This window comes from Hymenobacter sp. YIM 151500-1 (assembly GCF_025979885.1).
Taxonomy (GTDB): domain Bacteria; phylum Bacteroidota; class Bacteroidia; order Cytophagales; family Hymenobacteraceae; genus Hymenobacter.
The window spans coordinates 2139232-2158311 of sequence record NZ_CP110139.1 but is presented as its reverse complement, the minus strand read 5'-3'; the positions used below and the strand labels follow the sequence as shown (position 1 = coordinate 2158311).

Below are 19080 nucleotides of genomic sequence, written 5' to 3'. Positions count from 1 at the left end.
ACCCATGAAAAATACGTTCTTCTCTGCCTCACGCCGCTCGCGGCCGTTTTTGGCAGCCTTAGGGTTAACGCTGGCCCTGGCTTCCTCGTCGTGCAACAACTTTCTGGACGTGCCCCCGCAAGGACAGCCCACGAGCGAGGAATTCTTTAAAAATCAAAACGACGCTACACTCGCCGTTAACGCTATGTACGGCAAGCTGCGCGAATGGAGCTTGGTAGCCTTCGATTGGCTGTCGGTCACGACCTTGACCTCGGACGACGCTGAAAAAGGCAGTGTACCCGGCGACGCCGAGTTCCTCAATGAGTTTACCTTTTTCCGCATTACCCCCACCAGTGGCCCCCTGGAAGGCTACTGGGCGGGGCAGTACCAGGAAATCAACCTGTGCAACCAAGTAATTCAACGAGTGCCGCCCATCAACATGGACGCTACGCTCAAAGCCCGCTACGTGGCCGAAGCGCAGTTCCTGCGGGCCTTGATGTACTTCAACCTGGTGCGGGCGTTTGGGGGCGTGCCTCTGCACACGAAGCCGGCCCAGATGCCCGAGGAGCTGAATCCGATGCGCGCATCGGCGGCTGAAGTATACGCTCTTATTGTGAGCGACCTGACGGCCGCGGCAGCCGTCCTGCCCCAGTCTTACCCCAGTACTGAAGTGGGCCGGGCTACGAAGGGGGCGGCGCTGGCCTTGCTGGCTAAGGTGCAGATGTACCAGAAAAACTGGGCTGCGGCGCTGACCGCCTCCGACCAAGTTATTGGCTTAGGCTACTCGCTGGCTCCTGATTTCTATGAGATGTTCCGCATCCGGGGCGAAAACGGGCCAGAGTCGATTTTTGAAGTGCAGTGCACAACCCTGGATGGTAACTGCGACGCTTCCAATTCGCAATGGGCCGAGTGCCAGATGGTGCGTCCGCAATTTGGCTGGGGCTTTTTCAACCCCACCCGGGACCTGGAAAACGCCTTTGAGCCGGGCGACCAGCGTAAATTGGGTACCATTCTTTTGCGGGGCATGACTACGCCCGATGGAGACGTCATTGACCCCGCCGCTGCCAACCCGCGCTACAACATGAAGGCCTACGTACCCAGTTCGGCTACGAAAGCCTGCGGTTATGGCCGCGACCAGAACATCCGCGTGTTGCGCCTGGGTGAGGTGCTGCTCATCAACGCGGAGGCTGCCAACGAGCTGGGTCAGACCGCCAAAGCCTTGGCTGCCGTGAATCAGGTGCGGACTCGGGCGGGCCTGGCCCCGCTGGCCCCGGGCCTTTCGCAGGAAGCCTTGCGCCAAGCCATCTGGAAGGAGCGGCGCGTGGAGCTGGCCTTGGAGTACGGCGACCGGTTTTTCGACTTGGTGCGGCAGGGCCGGGCAGCGCAGGTGCTTAAAGCCAAAGGCTTCGTGTCCAATAAAAATGAACTGATGCCTATTCCGCTAAGCCAGATTACGTTGAGTGGGGGCCGGCTAACCCAGAACCCTGGCTACTAATGTCGTCGAAGCTAAAACCCTGGCGCCGCGTGTGGGGCCAGGGTTTTGTATTACTGCTCTCAGCTAGAGTATGATGAGAATGTATTACGTACTGCTGCTGGCACTGCTGGCTGCCGGCTCCTCGTTTGCGCAGTCGTCCTTTCCGGCTGCCCAGCGCCCCAGGAATCTTACCGACGAGCAGCTGCTGGACCTGGTGCAGCGACAGACGTTTCGCTACTTCTGGGACTTCGGGCACCCGGTTAGCGGCTTGGCGCGGGAGCGGAGCAATGTGGCCTATGACTATGGCGCCGAGGTGGTGACAACGGGCGGCACGGGCTTCGGCGTAATGGCCATTATTGTGGCGGCGGAACGCCAGTGGATTACCCGGGAGCAGGCGGCCGAGCGGGTGCTTAAGATGGTCAACTTCCTGTGGAAAGCCGACATGTTTCACGGCGTGTTTCCGCACTGGCTTAATGGCGAGACGGGCAAAGTTATCCGCTTCAGCCCCAAAGACGACGGCGGCGACCTAGTGGAAACGTCTTTTCTGTTTCAAGGCCTGCTGTGCGCCCGCCAATACTTCACCCGCGACAACCCCACCGAGCGGCAGCTACGCGACAAAATCCTGTGGCTGTGGGAAGGAGTGGAGTGGAACTGGCACACGCAGGGCGGGCAAAACGTGCTCTACTGGCACTGGAGCCCTAACAACGACTGGAGCATGAACCACCAGATTCACGGCTGGAACGAGTGCCTTATTACCTACGTGCTAGCCGCCAGCTCGCCCCGCTACGCCATCGACAAGAAAGTCTACGACCAGGGCTGGGCTACCGGCGAGCATTTCCGCAACGGCAACACCTATTACCAAACCCGGCTGCCCCTGGGCTTTGAGCTGGGCGGGCCGCTGTTTTTCTCGCATTACTCCTTTCTGGGCCTGGACCCGCACGGCCTCCAGGACCAGCACGCCGACTACTGGCAGCAGAACCTGGCCCACACCCGCATCAACTACGCCTACTGCGTTGATAACCCCAAGAAGTACAAAGGCTACGGCGCAACCAGCTGGGGCCTCACTGCCTCCGACAGCTACCAAGGCTACGCCGCCCACTCGCCCACCGAAGACTTGGGCGTGATTTCGCCTACGGCAGCCTTGTCGGCCATGCCTTATTTGCCCAAGGAGTCGATGGCGGCCCTGAAGCACTTTTACTACGACCTGGGCGACAAGCTCTGGAGCGAGTACGGCTTCGTGGATGCTTTTAGCGAGCAGCATAACTGGCACGCTAAGTCCCACCTGGCCATCGACCAGGGGCCAAGTATTGTCATGATTGAGAACTACCGGACCGGCCTGTTGTGGAAGCTGTTCATGAGCAGCCCTGATGTGCAGCGCGGCTTGCGGAAGCTGGGCTTTCAAAGTCCGTATTTGAAGAAATAGCCGAGGAGCTATGAGGTACTTTCTGACTCCTACCCGCTCAGTAGCCCAGCGGGTAAACCCTGGGTTATGGATGGCAGTGTGGCTCTGGGTAAGCCTTGCCCCGGCGCCGGCCCAAGCCCAGCCTACTGCCCGCCCCGGCCAGCGTACCTACTGCAACCCGCTGAACCTAGACTATGGCTACACGCTCACGCCCGACTTCACGGCCGCCGGCCGCCACCGAGCTACCGCCGACCCGGTGATTACCCGCTACAAGGGTGACTACTACTTGTTCTCGACCAACCAGTGGGGCTATTGGCACAGCCCGGACCTGTACAACTGGCAGTTTGTGGCGCGCTCCTTTCTCAAGCCCCACCACAAAGTCTACGACGACTTGTGCGCGCCAGCCGTGTTTGTGCTGGGCGACACACTGCTGGTATTGGGCTCCACCCACGAGAAGAACTTTCCCATCTGGATGAGCACCAACCCCAAGGCTGGTGACACCATCTTCCCGGTTCCACTGGGACTGGCCGCCAGCTGGAACCTTGCCGCCGTGGAGTGTAGTGCCCGCGTGGCCGCCGAAGAAGCCTCGGCCGACGGCCTGCACTGGGTGTTTTCGCCCATGGTCGACATTGCCCGCGACCCGCGCTGGGGCCGCATCTCGGAAGGAGCCGGCGAAGACCCTTTCCTTGGCTCTCAGATTGCGCGGGCCATGGTGCGCGGCTACCAGGGCCCCACCAACGACCTGAGCCGCAGTAACGCGGTGATGGCCTGCGTGAAGCACTTTGCCCTCTACGGCGCCGCCGAAGCCGGCCGCGACTACACCACCACCGACATGAGCCTGCCGCGCATGTACAACGAGTACCTGCCGCCCTACAAAGCCGCTCTCGATGCCGGGGCCGGCTCCGTGATGTCGTCGTTCAACGACATCAATGGCGTGCCGGCCACCGGCAATAAATGGCTGATGACCGACCTGCTGCGCCAGCAATGGGACTTTCAGGGCTTTGTGGTGACCGACTACACGGCCATCAACGAGCTGATTCCGCACGGCCTGGGCAACGAAACGCAGGTGTCGGCGCTGGCCCTGAACGCGGGCATCGACCAAGACATGGTGGGGGAGGTGTTCCTGAGAAACCTGGCGCAGAACCTGAAGGATGGCACCGTGCAGCAGGCCCAGATTGACCAGGCCTGCCGCCGCGTGCTGGAAGCCAAGTACAAGCTGGGCTTGTTTCAGGACCCCTACCGCGGCGTCACCGAAAAGCGGGCCACGGCCACGCTGATGAAAAAGGAGTTTGTGGAAGCCTCCCGCGACATTGCCCGCCGCAGCCTGGTGCTGCTCAAAAACCGCAACAGCACCCTGCCCCTGAAAAAGACCGGCACCATCGCCCTGATTGGCCCGCTGGCCAACCGTCAGCGCGACCTAATCGGCAACTGGAGCGGGGCCGGCGACTGGAAACAAACCGTGTCGGTGGAGCAGGGGTTGCGCAACGTGGGCGGCAACGCGCTGAAAATCACCTACGCCCTGGGCGCCAACATCACCGACGATGCCCAACTCATTGAGCACCTCAACGCCCACGGCGGCGACCTGACCATCGACAAACGTTCGTCGGAAGAACTGATTCGCGAGGCCGTGCAAGCGGCCCAGGCCGCCGACGTGGTGGTGGCCGTGGTGGGCGAGTCGCAGGGCATGACGGGTGAGGCGGCCAGCCGCGCCGATATTGGGTTGCCGGGCCAGCAGCTGGAATTGCTCAAGGCCCTGAAAAAAACCGGCAAGCCGCTAGTGCTGGTGCTCATGAACGGGCGCCCGCTCACGCTGAGCTGGGAAGACCAGAACGCCGCCGCCATCCTGGAAACCTGGTTTGCCGGCACCCAGGGTGGCAACGCCATTGCCGACGTGCTGTTTGGCCTCTACAACCCGGCGGGCAAAATCACCGCCACTTTCCCGCAGGTAGTGGGCCAGGTGCCGCTGTACTACAACCACAAGAACACTGGCCGGCCGTTTGGGGGCGAGTTGCTCGATAAGTATAAGTCGCGCTACCTCGACGTGACCAACGAGCCGCTCTACCCCTTTGGCTACGGCCTGAGCTACACCACGTTCAGCTACTCCAAGCCCGAGCTAAGCCACACCACCATCCGGCCCGGCCAGTCCCTGGAGGTGCGCGTTACGGTGCGCAACACCGGCAATTACGACGGGGAGGAAGTAGCTCAGCTCTACATCCGTGATCTGGTGGGCTCCATTATCCGGCCCGTAAAGGAGTTGAAAGGCTTCCAGAAAGTTTTGCTAAAGCGCGGTGAAAGCAAAACCTTCACCTTCCGCCTGACCACCGACGATTTGAGGTTCTACAACAACGACTTGAAGTTTGTCGCCGAGCCCGGCGACTTCCATGTGTTTGTGGGGCCCAATTCGCGCGACGTGCAGCAGGTCGCCTTTACGCTGACGGAGTAAGCCCGACCCAGCCACGGCAGGCCGCCGACGCTAGCATGCGTTTCCACCACTAGCATAGTTCTGCCACAAAACCTTCATGCCCGGCCGTAGTCCTAGCTCAATAGCGCCGCTGAGCAGCTGCTTGCTAGAGCCAGTGGCTGCATCCGGGGCAGGGCGCAGGTCTGTTTTGCGCCTGAGCCCCGCGAGTAGCCCCGCGCTAGGTTCATAGAGAGCGGGTTCGGCTACTTGCCGGCGGCTCGGGCGCGAAGTAAAGCGGGGCCCACCTGGCGTCAGATTCGGCGGGCGCAGTTGACAAAAGATTTTTTCCTTCCTCCTCCCAATGCCTACTCCTCCTACTTCCAACCGTATGCTTTCTTCCTTTCCCCGCACCGCCGTGCTCGGCACCGTGCTGTGCTGCACTATAGTGCTTGGCGCAGCCGCGCAAACCAAACCAGCCCTGCGCCAGCCTACTGCTACGGCAACTAAAAAGCCTGCTGCCGCAGCTCCCAAGTCGGCCGCTACGCCAAACCGCCAGGCTGCCTTGCTGGCTAACGAGGCCAAAATCAACGTCCTGCTTAAGCAGATGACCTTGCAGGAGAAGGTGACTATGATTCACGCCAACTCGTCGTTTGCTGCTGGTGGTATCAAGCGCCTGGGCATACCCGAACTGGTTACTTCCGACGGTCCGCACGGCGTGCGCCCCGAGCAGGGCCGCGACTGGAAGCCGGTGAAAGACGTGCAGGACGCCAGCACCTACCTGCCCACCGGCAACACGCTGGCCGCCACCTGGAACCCCGAGCTGGGCTACGCCTTCGGCAAAGTGCTGGGCAGCGAAGCCAAGTACCGGGGCAAAGATGTAATTCTCGGCCCCGGCATCAACATCATCCGCACGCCCCTGAATGGGCGCAACTTTGAGTACTTGAGCGAAGACCCCTACCTGGTGTCGCGCATGGCGGTGGGGTACATCCAGGGCGTGCAGGACCAGGGCATTTCGGCCTGCGTGAAGCATTACGCGGCCAACAATCAAGAAACGCACCGTGATGCCATCAACGTGAACATGAGCGAGCGGGCCTTACGCGAAATTTACCTGCCGGGCTTCAAGGCGGCCGTGCAGGAAGGCGGCGTGTACACGCTCATGGGCGCCTACAACAAGTTTCGGGGCCAGTGGGCCACCCACAATGCCTACTTGATGAATAACATTCTTAAAGGCGAATGGGGCTTCAAGGGCATGGTCATCAGCGACTGGGGCTCGGTGCACAACACCGACGAGGCCTTGCGCAACGGCACCGACCTGGAAATGGGCACCGACCTGTCGTTGATGTACAGCAGCACCGACCAAACCGCTACGGCGGCTTCGGCTACCACGCCGACCGCCCCCGCCAAAACGCTCTACGACCGGTTTTTTCTCGCCGACCCCGCGCTGGAAGCCGTCAAGAAAGACCCCAGGCTGTTGCCGCTGATCGACGACAAAGTGCGCCGCATTTTGCGGGTGATGTACCAAATCAACCGCCTCGATGGGGCCAAGCGCACGCCCGGCGCCTTCAACACCCGCGAGCATCAGCTTACGGCCCAGAAAGTAGCGGAGGAGGGTATTGTGCTGCTCAAAAACGAAGGCAACCTGCTGCCGCTTTCCAGGACGGCGCTCAAAACCATGGCCGTCATCGGGGCCAGCGCCGACCGGAACAATTCCATGGGCGGTGGCAGCTCCCAGATTAAAGCCCTCTACGAAATCACGCCCCTGGAAGGGCTGCAAAAAGCCCTGGGTAATCAGGTGGCGGTGAGCTTCGCGCCGGGCCATAAAATTGCCCGCGGCCAGGGCGCCGACCCAGCTCTGATTCAGCAGGCTGTGGCCGCTGCCAAAGCCGCCGACGTGGCCGTGGTAGTAGCCAGCTGGACCCACGGCTACGACTACAGCAAGTGGGAAGACAACGCCTTCGACGCTGAGGCCGTCGACAAGCCCAGCATGAACCTGCCCTTCGGCCAGGACGAGCTCATCAAGGCCGTGCTGCAAGCCAACCCCCGCACCGTGGTAGTGCTCATGGGCGGCGGCCCCACTGATATGACGGCCTGGGTGGGGCAGGCCAAAGGCATTGTGCAGGCCTGGTACCCCGGCATGGAAGGCGGCACGGCGTTGGCCCGCATTCTGTTTGGCGAGGTAAACCCCTCAGGCAAGCTGCCCATGACCTTTCCCGTGAAGCTGGCCGACTCGCCGGCCCACAAGCTCGGCGACTACCCCAGCACTAGCCGCCAGGACAGCCTCACGCAAACCTATCGGGAAGACATTTTCGTGGGCTACCGCTACTTCGACACCTACAAAGTGGCCCCGCAGTTCGCCTTCGGCCACGGCCTGAGCTACACCACCTTCAAGTACGACAACCTGACCGTGACGCCCGGCCCGCAGCGTGCCACCGTGCAGCTCACCCTAACCAACACCGGCAAGGTGGCCGGCGCCGAAGTGGTGCAGGTGTATGTGAAAGACGAGAAAGCCGCCGTCAAGCGCCCCGAAAAGGAGCTGAAGGCTTTTCAGAAAGTAGCCCTGAAGCCCGGCGAAGCCAAAACCATTACGCTAACGCTGGGCCCGGAAGCTTTTCAGTACTACAATGAAACCAAAAAACAGTGGGTGCTGGAGCCCGGCAAGTTTGAGGTGCTCGTCGGCAGCTCCTCCCGCGACATTCGCCTTACCGGCGGCCTGACGCTGTAAAAGTCCGGAACCTAAACTCTCTTGCCCACTAACGCCCGCCAAAAGCGGGTGTTAGTGGGCTTGGCCTCGCTATACCCGACGTAGTTCCGGTACTCGGCGCACTTCGATTGGGGTTGCCGCTGGTGCGGGCAGGCTCTGTCCAGAGCCGCTCCAGCGCCAGCCGCTACGAACTGCTCCTCATCACCGACGACGACGCGGGCGGCTCCACGGCCGTGACGGTGGAGCTGAGCTGGTAGCTACCACGCCCGAAAGCCACAACGCCCCAGGCAACGCCTGAGCCGAAAAAAGCATCCGGCATGCCGGATGCTTTTTTCTTTCTCTTAACCAGTCTGCGCATGACGTATTCCCGACTGAAATCCTGGTGTGGCGGCGGCCTGTTTCTGCTGACGCTAACCGTGTACTGGGCCACGCTGGAGCCCACCGTGTCGTTCTGGGACTGTGGCGAGTTTACGGCTAGCGCCTACCGGCTGCTGGTGCCGCACCCGCCCGGTGCGCCCTTGTACTTGCTGCTGGGGCGGCTGTTTTCCCTGCTGTCGTTCGGTAATCCGGCTGTTGTGGCGGTGCTGGTGAATATGGTGTCGGCGGTGGCTAGTGCGGCTACGGTGGCCCTGCTGTTCGGCATCATCACCCACCTGGCCGAGCGTACAATGGTGCTGCCAGGCCAGCCAACCCGCACGACGCAGGCGCAGGTGCTAGGAGCCGGCGTGGTGGGCAGCCTGGCCTTTGCGTTTTCCGATTCGTTCTGGTTTAACGCCGTGGAAGCTGAAGTGTATGCTCTGTCCACGCTGGGCACGGCCCTGGTGGTGTGGCTGATGCTGCGCTGGGAGCAGCAGGCCGACACGCCCCGCGCCGACCGGTGGCTGGTGCTCATTGCCTACGTTATTGGGCTGAGCATCGGAGTGCATTTGCTTAACCTGCTGGCTATTCCGGTGCTCAGCCTGGTGTGGTACTTTCGCCGCACGGCCCGCCCCACGGCCGGGGGCGTGGTGCGCACTCTGCTGGTAGGGGCCGCGCTGGTGCTGGTGGTGCTGGAGGGCGTCATTCCGGGCCTGCCCACGCTGGCGGGTGCCTCTGAGGTGTTCTTCGTGAATACGTTCGGGCTGCCATTCAATTCGGGGCTCATCATCTTCCTGGTCTTATTCCTGGGACTGATTGGGCTGGGTTTTCGGTACGCACACCGAACCGGACGGGCGGCTTTGCACACGGGGCTGCTGGCTCTGGTGTTTGTGCTGATTGGGTACTCGTCGTACCTCATTGTGCCGATTCGCAGCTCGTTTAACCCCACCATCAATGAAAACGCGCCTAACGAGGTGCTCAGCTTCGTGAGCTACCTGCGCCGGGAGCAATACGGCACCCGGCCCCTGCTGTACGGCCCTCACCTGTTTGCCCAGCCCGTAGCCCAGCAAGACGGCGCCCCGCGCTACGTGCGCCAGGGCGGCCGGTACGTGGTGGCCGAGCACCGCCCCGAGCTGCGCTACGACCCCGCCGACAACCTGCTCCTGCCCCGCATCTACGCCGGGCCGGGTGGGGCCACGCCCGAGCTGGTGCGCCAGTACCGCAAGTGGGTAACGAACCTCGAAACCGGGCGCAAGCCCAGCATGGCCCAAAACCTGGGGTTCTTGTGGCAGTATCAGCTGGGGCATATGTTCTGGCGCTACTTCGGCTGGAACTTCGTGGGGCGGCAGAGCGACGTGCAGCACGCCGGGGTACTCTGGCCCTGGCAAACCAAAAGTGGCCTGCCCGCCGGCCTCGCCAACAACCCGGCCCGCAACGCCCTGCTGGGCTTGCCGCTGCTGCTAGGCCTGGCGGGCCTGGGCTGGCAGGCGCGCCGCAACCGCCCCCAGGCCGGTATGGTGGCCCTGCTGTTTCTGCTGACCGGCGTGGCCATCGTGCTCTACCTCAACCAGCCGCCCCAGGAGCCCCGGGAGCGGGACTACACCTTTGCCGGGGCCACGCTGGCCTTTAGCATCTGGATTGGCCTGGGCGTGCCGGCCCTGCACGCGGCCCTGAGCCGGCTGCGGCTGGCGGGCGTAGTCCGCCTCAGCCTGGCGCTGGGGCTGGGCCTGGTGGTGCCCGGTCTGATGGCCGCTGAGGGCTGGGACGACCATGACCGGTCGGGCCGCTTTGCCGCCGCCGACTACGCCCGCAACGTGCTCAGCACCCTGGCCCCCAACGCCATCCTCATCACCGAAGCCGACAACGACACGTTTCCGCTGTGGTACGTGCAGGAAGTGGAAGGCTTCCGCACCGATGTGCGCGTGGCCGTGTCGTCCTACCTCAACACCGACTGGTACGTGAACCAGATGCGGCAGCGCAGCTATCAGTCGGCACCCTGGCCGCTGAGTATCCCGGCCCGCCAGTACCGCCAGGGTACCAACGACTACCTGCCCCTGGTGGAAAACCCGGCCGTGCGGGAGCTGAACGTGCAAGAATTTGTGGAGCTGGTGGGCCAGAACAGCCCCCTGCTGCAAGTCCGCTACGCCGAGGGCTCCCGGCCCCTGCTCTCATTTCCCAGCCCGCGCCTCGTGCTGCCCGTAGACACGGCCGCCCTGGTGCGCAGTGGCGCCGTGCCCCGGCCGCGCCGCGGGCAGGTGGTGGCCCGTATGGAATGGGAGGTGAGCGGCGGCGTGCTGGAAAAGAAAGATTTGGTCTTGCTCGACTTGCTGGCGACCAACGCCTGGCAGCGGCCCGTGTACTTCGCCAATACTACGAGCCCGGCCACCCGGCTGGGGCTGGAAAAGTACCTGCAAGTGGAAGGCCTGGCCAGCCGCGTGCTGCCCTGCCGGGCCCCGGCGCCTACGGCCGCCGAGCTGCGCCTGCCCGAAGACGGCGTGGTAGCCACCGACCTGCTCTACGACTCGCTGATGCGCAAGTACCGCTACCGCAACCTCGACAACCCGCGGGTGTACTACGATGACAGTCAGCGGTTCATCCTGAGTGGCTACCGGCAGCAGTTTGCCCGCCTGGCCCGCGCCTGCCTGGCCGAGGGCCAGCCCGCCCGCGCCCAGCAGGTGCTGCGCAAGTGCCTGGCCGTGCTGCCCGATGCCGCCCTGCCCTACGACGCCTACAGCCCCGACCTGGTGCCGCCGCTGCTGGCCGTGGGCGAAACGGACCGCGCCCACGAAATCATGGACACGCTTACGGCCCGCACCGCCCAGCGCCTGGCCTACTACGCCGCCCACCCCAACGCCGCCCTGTTCGACCGGGATATCAGCCTCCAGCTGTTCACCCTCCAGCACCTCTACCAGGCCGCCGCCGACACCAACGACGCCCCCCGCGCCCAACTGCTGGCCGGCCTGCTCCAGCAACACGGCATCACCGATTAGGCATCACAGATTATGCAGATTAACCAGATTGCACAGATTCGTTTCATGCAGCATACAAAGACAAGGAAAGAAGCCACGAAGCCCTTCTCTAAAATATAGCGGCTAATAGCAACAAGCTTAGAAATAATGAATTAACTCACGATAATCTGTGCAATCCATTCAATCTGCAAAATCTGTGATTTTGGAATTAAGCTCGGCAGAATGACGTTGAAGCGGAAAGAAATTTGTGGACTTTTCGCCTTTCCGATGATTCTGTTCAACACCCGTTTTCTGTACCCCGTCAGTGCCGTGAAGTTGCAGGAGGAGCAGGGCTTGCTGCCGGCTGAGTTTCTGCAAACCGTTGGGTTGCTGCGGCCCTTTTTGGAGAAGGAAAAAGCCTACGGCGAAGTCTGCACCACGCAGGTAACCTCGCCCCGCGGCCGGCCCCTGGTGGTGCATTACCGCAAGACGTACTCCAGGGACAACGGCTTCGTCGTCGAAATTCTGGATGCCGAGGTGGTGCGGCCCCTGGCCAAGGCTGCGTAAGCTGGGCCTCCTTTTCGTTTAAGGAAATGAAAGAAACCAGCCGTTTTGGGCACGTTGTCCAAAACGGCTGGTTTCTTTTTGCCCCAGCAATGATTACTGGTCCCGGCGCCAGATAAACCCGTCTAGGACGTAGTGAGTGGCCTGGGGCAGGGCCAGCAGGGGCACTAGCAGCGCCAAGCCATGCGCCTGCGTCACGGTGGGCAGGTGCTGAAACCAGCCGAACACGGCCCCGTGCTCCCGCCACACCAGCCCGTCCCAGATGCCCTCCTCCAGATACGCCAGCCCCAGCAGCAGCCCCAGAAACAGCACCAGCCCGTAGCGCCCGTGCCACCAGAGGCGGCCAGCTGAACCAGCCGAGACCGAGGGGGCTGGTGGACGGCTGGTGGCCCAGATCAGGGCCAGGTACGGAATGCCGTGGGCCACCACATTGAGCAGGGTAAAGGCCAGGTCGCCATTATACAGCACGATGCCCACGTACCAGGAGGCCGCCGTGCCCAGCACCAGCAGGTTACGCGGTAGGTTGAAGTGGCCGGTGCGCCGCCACTGTCGGGCTTCTTTCAGCACGTAAGCCGCCAGCAATGCCAGGTAAGCAACCGTCAGCAGTGCCCGGCCGGTGGGCCAGTCGTACTGCACAAAGTCGCCGTCGGTAAACCAATTGAAGTTGCGGGGCGGCGCCAAGTGCCACCACAGCAGTGGGTAAAGCGTGGCGGCGTAGATAACGGCTGCGTCGAGGCGGCGGCTGGCCGTGGAGGTGCGCTCCTGGCGCGCGTACAAGCGCAGAAAGCCGTATTGCTGGCGAATGAAGTGGAACACGGCCGCGTAGGCCAGCACCCGCCAAAACCACAAGCCGCCCGCCCAGTGGAGGGCCACCCCCGCCGCGTAGCACCCCAGCGGCACGGCCCATAGCAACGTCCGAAACCGCCGCCGCCGCACCGGGTCGAAGTAGGTGCGAAACAGCGTGCTGTACACGTGGGCCACGTCGATGAGCACCACCAGCCCCACCCAGGCCCAGAGCGGCATCTGACTGGTGCTGCGGTAGGCTGGGGGCAGCACCATCACGCCTAGCAAGGCCAGAAACGGCGGCCCCAGAATCCACCACCCATCAAACCCCGCCGAACGAATCCACGGCTGGCGGAAGGCAATCGGAGCAACAGGCTGGGCGACGGATGCAGATGAAGGCATGGTGAAGCTAGGCGCAGGTTTGGTAAGAGGGGCGCGTGTTTTGCTTTTCTGGTGGCGTGACGTTGTGATTGTAATGTCATGCTGGGCTTGTCGGAGTGTCTGGCGTGCTGATGTGGCGCCTCACCCCCCAGCCCCCTCTCCTTTTTCGGAGAGGGGGAGCCGGACGATTAGAGTTACTCTCTAGCAAGATGCTTTTTTTGTCAACATGACACTACCAGCACAACATGCAATCCATACTAAGCGCGCCTGACACTGGCTAGCTCGGCAGCGGCCCGGCAGCCCTGGTAGAATCCCTCCTCGAAGATAGACATGCCGCTCAGGTCGGTGTGAGCGAAAAACAGCTTGCCCTGCCAGGGGCGGGCGGCCTGCTGGCGGGCTGCGCCCCACAGCAAGCCGGGCGTGGGCGTCGCCATGCCGTGGCCCCATACCCACACATCGGCGCGCTGCACGTGGGGCGTGAGGCCGGGGTGGGCGGTTTCCAGCTCGGCCAGGGCCCGGCGCACCCACTCGTCGTAGGAGGTTTGGTAGGCCAGGCGGCGGGCCGCCACGGGGTCGGCGGCGGGCAGGGGCAGGTAGTAGGTTATGACTTTGGGCCCGCCGGCGTCGAGGCTGAGGCTCTGGTGGCTGGCATTCACGTAGCCCACCGATTCGGTGCCGAACAGCACGTTGTCCCAGCTCAGCGGCTGGCCGGGGCCCTGGGGTAGGCCATCCACGGTCAGATTCACCACCACCCACGGGGCGCGGTGCACGGCCAGAGCCGGCTTGGGCGCCTCGGGCAGGCCGGCCAGCAGCCGCTCGGTTACAAACCAGGGTGTGGCCAGGAGTATCTGCCGCGCCTCTACGCGGGTAGTCTGGCGAGTGACTACGTCGTAGCAGTCGGCGGCCAGGCCGGTCGGGGTGTCGTGCAGGGCGTAGGCTACGGTATTGGTGTGAATGGGGGAGGAGGCTTGCCGGCGCAGTTGCTCCACCAGGAAGCCGTTGCCCGCGGGCCAGGTCAGCACGTCGGCGGCGCTGGCGTTGTGGGCGCGGCCCTTGCGGCTGGCAAAGTAGTGCAGCCCCGCCCACGCCGACACCTGGGCGGCCGGGGCGCCGTAGTCGTCGCGGCAGCAGTAGTCGAGGTACCAGCGCAGGTGAGGCCCCGTGAAGCCGTGCTCGTCCAGGTAAGCCGCAAACGTCACTTCGTCCAGCACCCGAAACCGCGCATCCGCCGACGACTCCGCCAGCGGAATCCGGAAGGCCTCGCGCCCATCCGTGCCGCGGGCGGCGCGCATTTCTTCTATTAGCCGAAAAAACCGGGCTATCTGCACCTTTTCCGCTGCGGGCACGCCCAACTCGGGCACTAACCCGCTCTGCCAGTGCCCGCGCAGGTACAGGCGCTCCTCGGGGTCGTGGCAGAGGTAGTAGTCGTTGTAGATGGGCAGGCCCGAGGCGGCATCGGTGCCGGTAACGACGCCGGCTTCTTGCAGAAACGCCAGCAGCGCGTGGTTACGTGGGTCGGGCACGGGCAGGTAGTGGGCGCCCCAGGGGTAAGAAGCCACGGCGTTGCGGCCGGCGCTGGAGTTGCCGCCCGGCTGCTCATCCAGCTCCACCAGCAGCACCTGTTCCGGCCCGAAGCCGCGCCGCGCCAGCTCCCGCCGGGCCGCCAGCCCCGCCACGCCCCCGCCCACAATCAACACGTCTACCCGCTGGGTGCGCGTGGGCGCCGGCAGCCGCCCCGGCTCCCGCAGCAGGTGGCCCGTGGCGTGGTTGGCCCCGTGCAAACTGCCCCGAATGTGGCTCCGCGCCGTGCCCGGCCGGCACACGTGGAGCCCCGCTAGCGGCGCCAGCAGCACCCCAGCCGCGCCCAGAGCCGCATGTTGCAAGAAGTTTCGGCGGGAAGTCATAAGTGGTGAGGAGGTGACAGGGGACAGGGGACAAGTGACAGGTGAGAGGTGACAAGTGACAGGTGACAGGTGGCAAGTAGAACGGTCATGCTGAGCGCAGGCGCAGCCGCAGTCGAAGCATCTCTCCCGCTCCGTCCGCACGATTGGAATTACCTCCGGGAGAGATGCTTCGGCAAGCTCAGCATGACGTTCTTTCTTACTTGTCACCTGTCACCTGTCACCTGTCACCTGTTACCTGTCACCTCACTGCACATACGGGCCCCAGTCTTCTTCAAAGTAACGCACCAGGGCTTGGTTGTTGAGCTGGTTGATACCGGTGGGGACTTCGCTCATGTCGGGCGGGAAGTAGCGCATGTCGCGCAGGGTGGCGGGCGTCACGAAGCGCAGGCCGGCGGGCAGGGGGCCGGCGTCGGGGCGCCAGTGGGCGTTGCGGCCCGCCAGCACAAAGCCCCACTCCCCAAACGAAGGCACGTAGCAGTGGTAGGGCAGGGTGGTGAGGCCGGCGGCGCGCAGCGTGTGCACCACGCACCAGAACGAGCGGCGCGCCACGTAGGGCGAAGTGCTCTGCACTACCAGCCAGCCGCCGGGCGCCAGGCGCCGCGCCAGCTCCCGGTAAAACGCCACCGAGTAGAGCTTGCCGATGGAGTAGTTGCCGGGGTCCGGGAAGTCTACCACAATGCAGCTGTAGCGGGCCGTGTCCTGGCGCACCCACTGGTAGGCGTCGCCGTTGATGACTTGCACCTTGGGGTGGAGCAAGGCCCGCTGGTTGAGACTCAGTAGCAGACTGTTGCGCTGAAACAGCTGGGTCATGCCCGCGTCGAGGTCCACGAGGCGGATGCGGCGCAGCTGCGGATACTTCAGCAGCTCCCGCACGGCCAGTCCGTCGCCGCCGCCCAGCACCAGCACCTGCCGGGCCTGGGGCAGGGCCTGCATGGCCGGGTGCACCAGGGCCTCGTGGTAGCGGTACTCGTCGTGGGAGCTGAATTGCAGGTTGCCGTTGAGAAACAGGCGCAGCTCCCGCTGGTTTTTAGTCAGCACAATGCGCTGATACGCTGTGCTTTTGCTGTAAATCACCCGGTCCTGAAAGGCCAGTCCTTCGGTGTAGGTCTGAATGGTCTCGGCGTAGGCGAAGCCCGCGGCCAGGGCCACCAGCGCCCCGGCTAGCGTCAGGGTCATGCTGCGCCGGAACGGGCGGGTTTCGGCAAACCGGTACAGGGCCACGCCGGCCACCACCACGTTCAGGGCCCCAAACAGCAGGGACGTCCGAATCAGGCCCAGCTGGGGCACCAGCACCAGCGGGAAGATGAGCGAGGCCAGCAGGGCCCCGATGTAGTCGAAGGTAAACACCTTGGATACCAGCTCCTTGAACTCGAAGCGGTTTTCCAGAATGCGCATCAGCAGCGGAATTTCCAGCCCCACCAGCACGCCCGTCAGCCCCACCAGCGCGTACAGAATCAGCCGGAACGAGGTGACGTACTCAAACAGCACGAACAGCAGCGGAGCCGAGAAGCCGCCGACCAAGCCCACCAGAATTTCGAGCCGGATAAACCACCGCAGCAAAGACCCATCGAGGTAGCGCGACAGCCAGGAGCCCACGCCCATCGAAAACAGGTACACCCCGATGATGGTCGAAAACTGCGTTACGGAGTCGCCGAGCAGGTAGGAGGCCAGCGTGCCGGCAATCAGCTCGTACACCAGCCCGCAGGTGGCAATGACGAACACCGACCCCAGCAGCAAGGCCGGCTGCGCCGTGGCCGAAGCCCCCGCCGTAACTGCCCGCCGCGCCCGGCGCACGGGCACTTTATCCATGTATGGCCGAGCTGATAATCATGGCTATGGCCACAATAAATGCCGCTGCCACAATGGCCAGGGCGTTGTTGTGCTCTTCCATAATCTCGCGCCACAGGGTGCGCGGGGTCAGCTTCTCGAAGATGAAAAAGCTGATGAACAGAATAGCAATGCCGATAACCGAATAAATAACCGAAGCGGCAATGAGCTTGAAGTTGAGGTATTCCATGCGAAGAGATGGTGAGGTGGTAAGGCGGTGAGCTTGCGGTTCGGGTGGCGTGGTGAAAAGTGGTGTAAATGAGAAGAATTGAGTCTCAACTCATTAGCTGACCACCTCTCCATTTCACTATTTATGAAAGTAGGTGGCCCGGCCGCCGGAGCTGCGGGCGTGGCCGCTGGAGCCGTTCAGGTTTTCCTGGTTTTCGTCGTCGGAGCCGAGCCAGCGGTTGCCGCTGAGGCCCGCCCACACAAAGCCGCCGTACGTGAGCAGGGCGAAGGCAGCGTAGAAGCGGACTTTCCAGAGGTTGCGGAGCCAGTTCATCAGCAGAGCAAGTATCGGAGTTAGGATTGGGAAGGAGTCTGGGGCGTGGACGAGTAGTCACTTTGTTCCCAGCGGCCTTGCTCGTGGGCGGCGCGGCGCCACCACAGAATGCCGGGGTAGAGCAGCAGCAGCAGCAGGGCCAGCACGGCGTTGGAGCCAAAGGAAGCCTGCGCCATAACCGTGGCCCGGAAGCGGATGGGAGTTGCGTTGGCGTCGCTGGCGGCGGGGTAGAAGTTGAGGTGGTAGCGGCCGGCGGGCACGCTGTTGAGCAGGGCGTCGGCGTCTTTGCTGCCCTCGCTCCAGCTTTCGCCGCCCTCTACGCCAGAGTAGTACTCCATGCCGCGCGTCACTTCAAAAAACTGTCCGGTTTGCTCGTTCACCACCGTGAAAGGCAGCTCCACCCAGTCGTTGTTCACGTCGGCCCACAGGTCAATGCTGAGGGCTCCGTTGCCGGGCACCGTAAACGAGGGCGACACGACCACGGGCCGGTCGGCGCTGCCAAACGTAATAGTCGTTGGCGGCGCAGCCGGGGCGCTGGTAAATTCCTGGTCGAGCACGGTTTGATTACCCCAGGCCATGAGGGCCAGGTGCGTAACCACCACCGCCAAGCACAGCCACAGGCACAACGCCCGCAGCACGGGCCACTTATCCTGGTGCGGCGGGGGCTGCACGGCGCCCACGTCGTTGGGCCAGGGCAGCTGCTCGGCGGCCACTCCGAAGGCGGCGGCTATTTCTTTGGGCTCCACGTGGCGGCCCAGGTACCAGGCCGCGCGCCCGTTTGTGCCGCGCCTCTCCCGCGCCAGCAGCAGGGGCGGGTTGATAAACTCCGAAACGGTCAGGTGTTCGTCTTCGGTAATGTCCCAGTCGAACTCGCCCTGGGCGCAGATGATGCGCGGGGAATAGCGGTTGTAGAGGGCAAACGTGCCGAGCGTCGACTCCGCCAGCTGGCAGTTGCCCTTGGGCCGGCCCACTTTGGGCTGCTCCGGGGTGGGCTCAATCAGAATCCAATGGCCTTGGTACAACGCCAGTTGATGGTAGGCATCAGTGCCGGGCTGCCAGAGCTGATATTCCTCCCAGCGGGCTTTGCTTTGGGCTTCTTGGCGCAGGGTGTAGCCCACCACCTGGTAGGCCGCCCCGCGCAGGGTGCCGGTGGCGCCCAGGGGCAGGGCCAGCTGCTGCGGCGGCAGTTCCTCATACTTGCGCAGGATTTGGGGCTTCGTATTGTCTTCCTGCTCGAAAAAGGCGCCGCAGTGCGGGCAGCCGAAGTGGGTGCTGTGCAGGGCATCGTACACGGGCAGCACCTGCTGGCACTCCGGGCACGGCACCTGGGCCGGGGCAGCCGGCAGGGCAGGGTGAGTGGCGGCCTGGCTCATCGGCGCACCTCCGTTCTGGACTGCTCCTGGCCCCCGAAAAAAGCCAGCGTAGCCTGGTACAGCTGCCGGGCCCGGTCGGCGTTGTCGCGCCGGAAGTTCGACAGGAACACGTCGAAGGTAGCCAGGCCGTGCTCGGGCCAGGTATGGATGCTCAGGTGCGACTCGGTGAGGGCCACCACCGCCGTGAAGCCGCCTTCGGGGAAGGCGTGGTAGGCGGCGCCCACGGCCGTGAGCTGTAAGTCTTGAATCAGCTGGGTAAAGAATGCCTCACACGCGGCGGCATCGGTCAGCGCGGCGGGCGGGGCCGCGAAGGTCGCCAGGATGTGCAGGCCCGGAGCGTACGGATAAGTCACTAGGCAAACAAGGATTAGTCGGGAGGCCGCGGCCGGCGCCAAACTTACGCAGCCGACAGCAGTTGCCCAAGTCCGGCTGAGCAGGGCACCACCACTCCTACGTCAGCAGGCTAGGTGATTTGGCAAGCTCA

The 19080-nt window shown here is 63.5% G+C and carries 14 protein-coding genes; 7 read left to right on the top strand and 7 right to left on the bottom strand.

Going from position 1 to position 19080, the window contains the following annotated elements; translation table 11 throughout:
• The first annotated feature begins 4 nt into the window (after window positions 1-4).
• From OIS53_RS09000 to OIS53_RS08970, 7 genes are all read left to right on the top strand, one after another.
• On the top strand, window positions 5-1474 hold the full coding sequence (locus tag OIS53_RS09000) for a RagB/SusD family nutrient uptake outer membrane protein (protein ID WP_264682065.1): 1470 nt from the start codon (window positions 5-7) through the stop codon (window positions 1472-1474).
• Window positions 1475-1544: 70 nt separating this feature from the next.
• A complete protein-coding gene (locus tag OIS53_RS08995) occupies window positions 1545-2876 on the top strand; it encodes a glucoamylase family protein (RefSeq protein ID WP_319805486.1) in 1332 nt (443 codons plus the stop codon).
• Window positions 2877-2946: 70 nt separating this feature from the next.
• Entirely contained in the window at window positions 2947-5298 is a 2352-nt protein-coding gene (gene bglX, locus OIS53_RS08990; protein WP_264682064.1) for a beta-glucosidase BglX, read from the top strand.
• A 346-nt stretch (window positions 5299-5644) separates the two neighbouring features.
• A complete protein-coding gene (locus OIS53_RS08985) occupies window positions 5645-7978 on the top strand; it encodes a glycoside hydrolase family 3 C-terminal domain-containing protein (RefSeq protein WP_264682063.1) in 2334 nt (777 codons plus the stop codon).
• Window positions 7979-8085: 107 nt separating this feature from the next.
• Complete coding sequence (locus OIS53_RS08980; RefSeq protein WP_264682062.1) at window positions 8086-8214, top strand: hypothetical protein; 129 nt, start codon at window positions 8086-8088, stop codon at window positions 8212-8214.
• A 99-nt stretch (window positions 8215-8313) separates the two neighbouring features.
• A complete protein-coding gene (locus tag OIS53_RS08975; RefSeq protein ID WP_264682061.1) occupies window positions 8314-11304 on the top strand; it encodes a glycosyltransferase family 117 protein in 2991 nt (996 codons plus the stop codon).
• A gap of 246 nt (window positions 11305-11550) precedes the next feature.
• Window positions 11551-11829, top strand: coding sequence for a hypothetical protein (locus tag OIS53_RS08970; RefSeq protein ID WP_264682060.1), 279 nt, complete (start codon window positions 11551-11553; stop codon window positions 11827-11829).
• Window positions 11830-11922: 93 nt separating this feature from the next.
• Here OIS53_RS08970 and OIS53_RS08965 read toward each other — a convergent pair whose 3' ends face one another.
• The 7 genes from OIS53_RS08965 to OIS53_RS08935 all read right to left on the bottom strand — a co-directional run bounded on the left by OIS53_RS08965 (window position 11923) and on the right by OIS53_RS08935 (window position 18949).
• Entirely contained in the window at window positions 11923-13011 is a 1089-nt protein-coding gene (locus OIS53_RS08965) for a hypothetical protein (RefSeq protein ID WP_264682059.1), read from the bottom strand.
• A 236-nt stretch (window positions 13012-13247) separates the two neighbouring features.
• A complete protein-coding gene (locus OIS53_RS08960; RefSeq protein ID WP_264682058.1) occupies window positions 13248-14894 on the bottom strand; it encodes an NAD(P)/FAD-dependent oxidoreductase in 1647 nt (548 codons plus the stop codon).
• A gap of 243 nt (window positions 14895-15137) precedes the next feature.
• The gene (locus OIS53_RS08955) at window positions 15138-16703 is read right to left on the bottom strand and encodes a polyamine aminopropyltransferase (protein ID WP_264682057.1); all 1566 of its coding nucleotides are present in this window, start codon (window positions 16701-16703) and stop codon (window positions 15138-15140) included.
• Window positions 16696-16911 (bottom strand): DUF350 domain-containing protein, encoded by a 216-nt coding sequence (locus OIS53_RS08950; protein WP_264682056.1) that lies wholly within the window; start codon window positions 16909-16911, stop codon window positions 16696-16698. The genes OIS53_RS08955 and OIS53_RS08950 overlap by 8 nt, the downstream gene beginning before the upstream one ends.
• Before the next feature lie 117 nt (window positions 16912-17028).
• The gene (locus tag OIS53_RS08945; protein WP_264682055.1) at window positions 17029-17223 is read right to left on the bottom strand and encodes a hypothetical protein; all 195 of its coding nucleotides are present in this window, start codon (window positions 17221-17223) and stop codon (window positions 17029-17031) included.
• A gap of 20 nt (window positions 17224-17243) precedes the next feature.
• A complete protein-coding gene (locus tag OIS53_RS08940; RefSeq protein WP_264682054.1) occupies window positions 17244-18596 on the bottom strand; it encodes a DUF4178 domain-containing protein in 1353 nt (450 codons plus the stop codon).
• Window positions 18593-18949 (bottom strand): S-adenosylmethionine decarboxylase family protein, encoded by a 357-nt coding sequence (locus OIS53_RS08935; RefSeq protein WP_264682053.1) that lies wholly within the window; start codon window positions 18947-18949, stop codon window positions 18593-18595. Before OIS53_RS08935 ends, OIS53_RS08940 begins: the two co-directional genes overlap by 4 nt.
• Window positions 18950-19080 lie beyond the last annotated feature (131 nt).

Coding starts and splice junctions, on each gene's coding strand:
- OIS53_RS09000 (WP_264682065.1), top strand. CDS start 5: ATGAAAAATACGTTCTTCTCTGCCTCACGCCGCTCGCGGCCGTTTTTG.
- OIS53_RS08995 (WP_319805486.1), top strand. CDS start 1,545: ATGATGAGAATGTATTACGTACTGCTGCTGGCACTGCTGGCTGCCGGC.
- bglX (WP_264682064.1), top strand. CDS start 2,947: ATGGCAGTGTGGCTCTGGGTAAGCCTTGCCCCGGCGCCGGCCCAAGCC.
- OIS53_RS08985 (WP_264682063.1), top strand. CDS start 5,645: ATGCTTTCTTCCTTTCCCCGCACCGCCGTGCTCGGCACCGTGCTGTGC.
- OIS53_RS08975 (WP_264682061.1), top strand. CDS start 8,314: ATGACGTATTCCCGACTGAAATCCTGGTGTGGCGGCGGCCTGTTTCTG.
- OIS53_RS08970 (WP_264682060.1), top strand. CDS start 11,551: ATGATTCTGTTCAACACCCGTTTTCTGTACCCCGTCAGTGCCGTGAAG.
- OIS53_RS08965 (WP_264682059.1), bottom strand. CDS start 13,011: ATGCCTTCATCTGCATCCGTCGCCCAGCCTGTTGCTCCGATTGCCTTC.
- OIS53_RS08960 (WP_264682058.1), bottom strand. CDS start 14,894: ATGACTTCCCGCCGAAACTTCTTGCAACATGCGGCTCTGGGCGCGGCT.
- OIS53_RS08955 (WP_264682057.1), bottom strand. CDS start 16,703: ATGGATAAAGTGCCCGTGCGCCGGGCGCGGCGGGCAGTTACGGCGGGG.
- OIS53_RS08950 (WP_264682056.1), bottom strand. CDS start 16,911: ATGGAATACCTCAACTTCAAGCTCATTGCCGCTTCGGTTATTTATTCG.
- OIS53_RS08945 (WP_264682055.1), bottom strand. CDS start 17,223: ATGAACTGGCTCCGCAACCTCTGGAAAGTCCGCTTCTACGCTGCCTTC.
- OIS53_RS08940 (WP_264682054.1), bottom strand. CDS start 18,596: ATGAGCCAGGCCGCCACTCACCCTGCCCTGCCGGCTGCCCCGGCCCAG.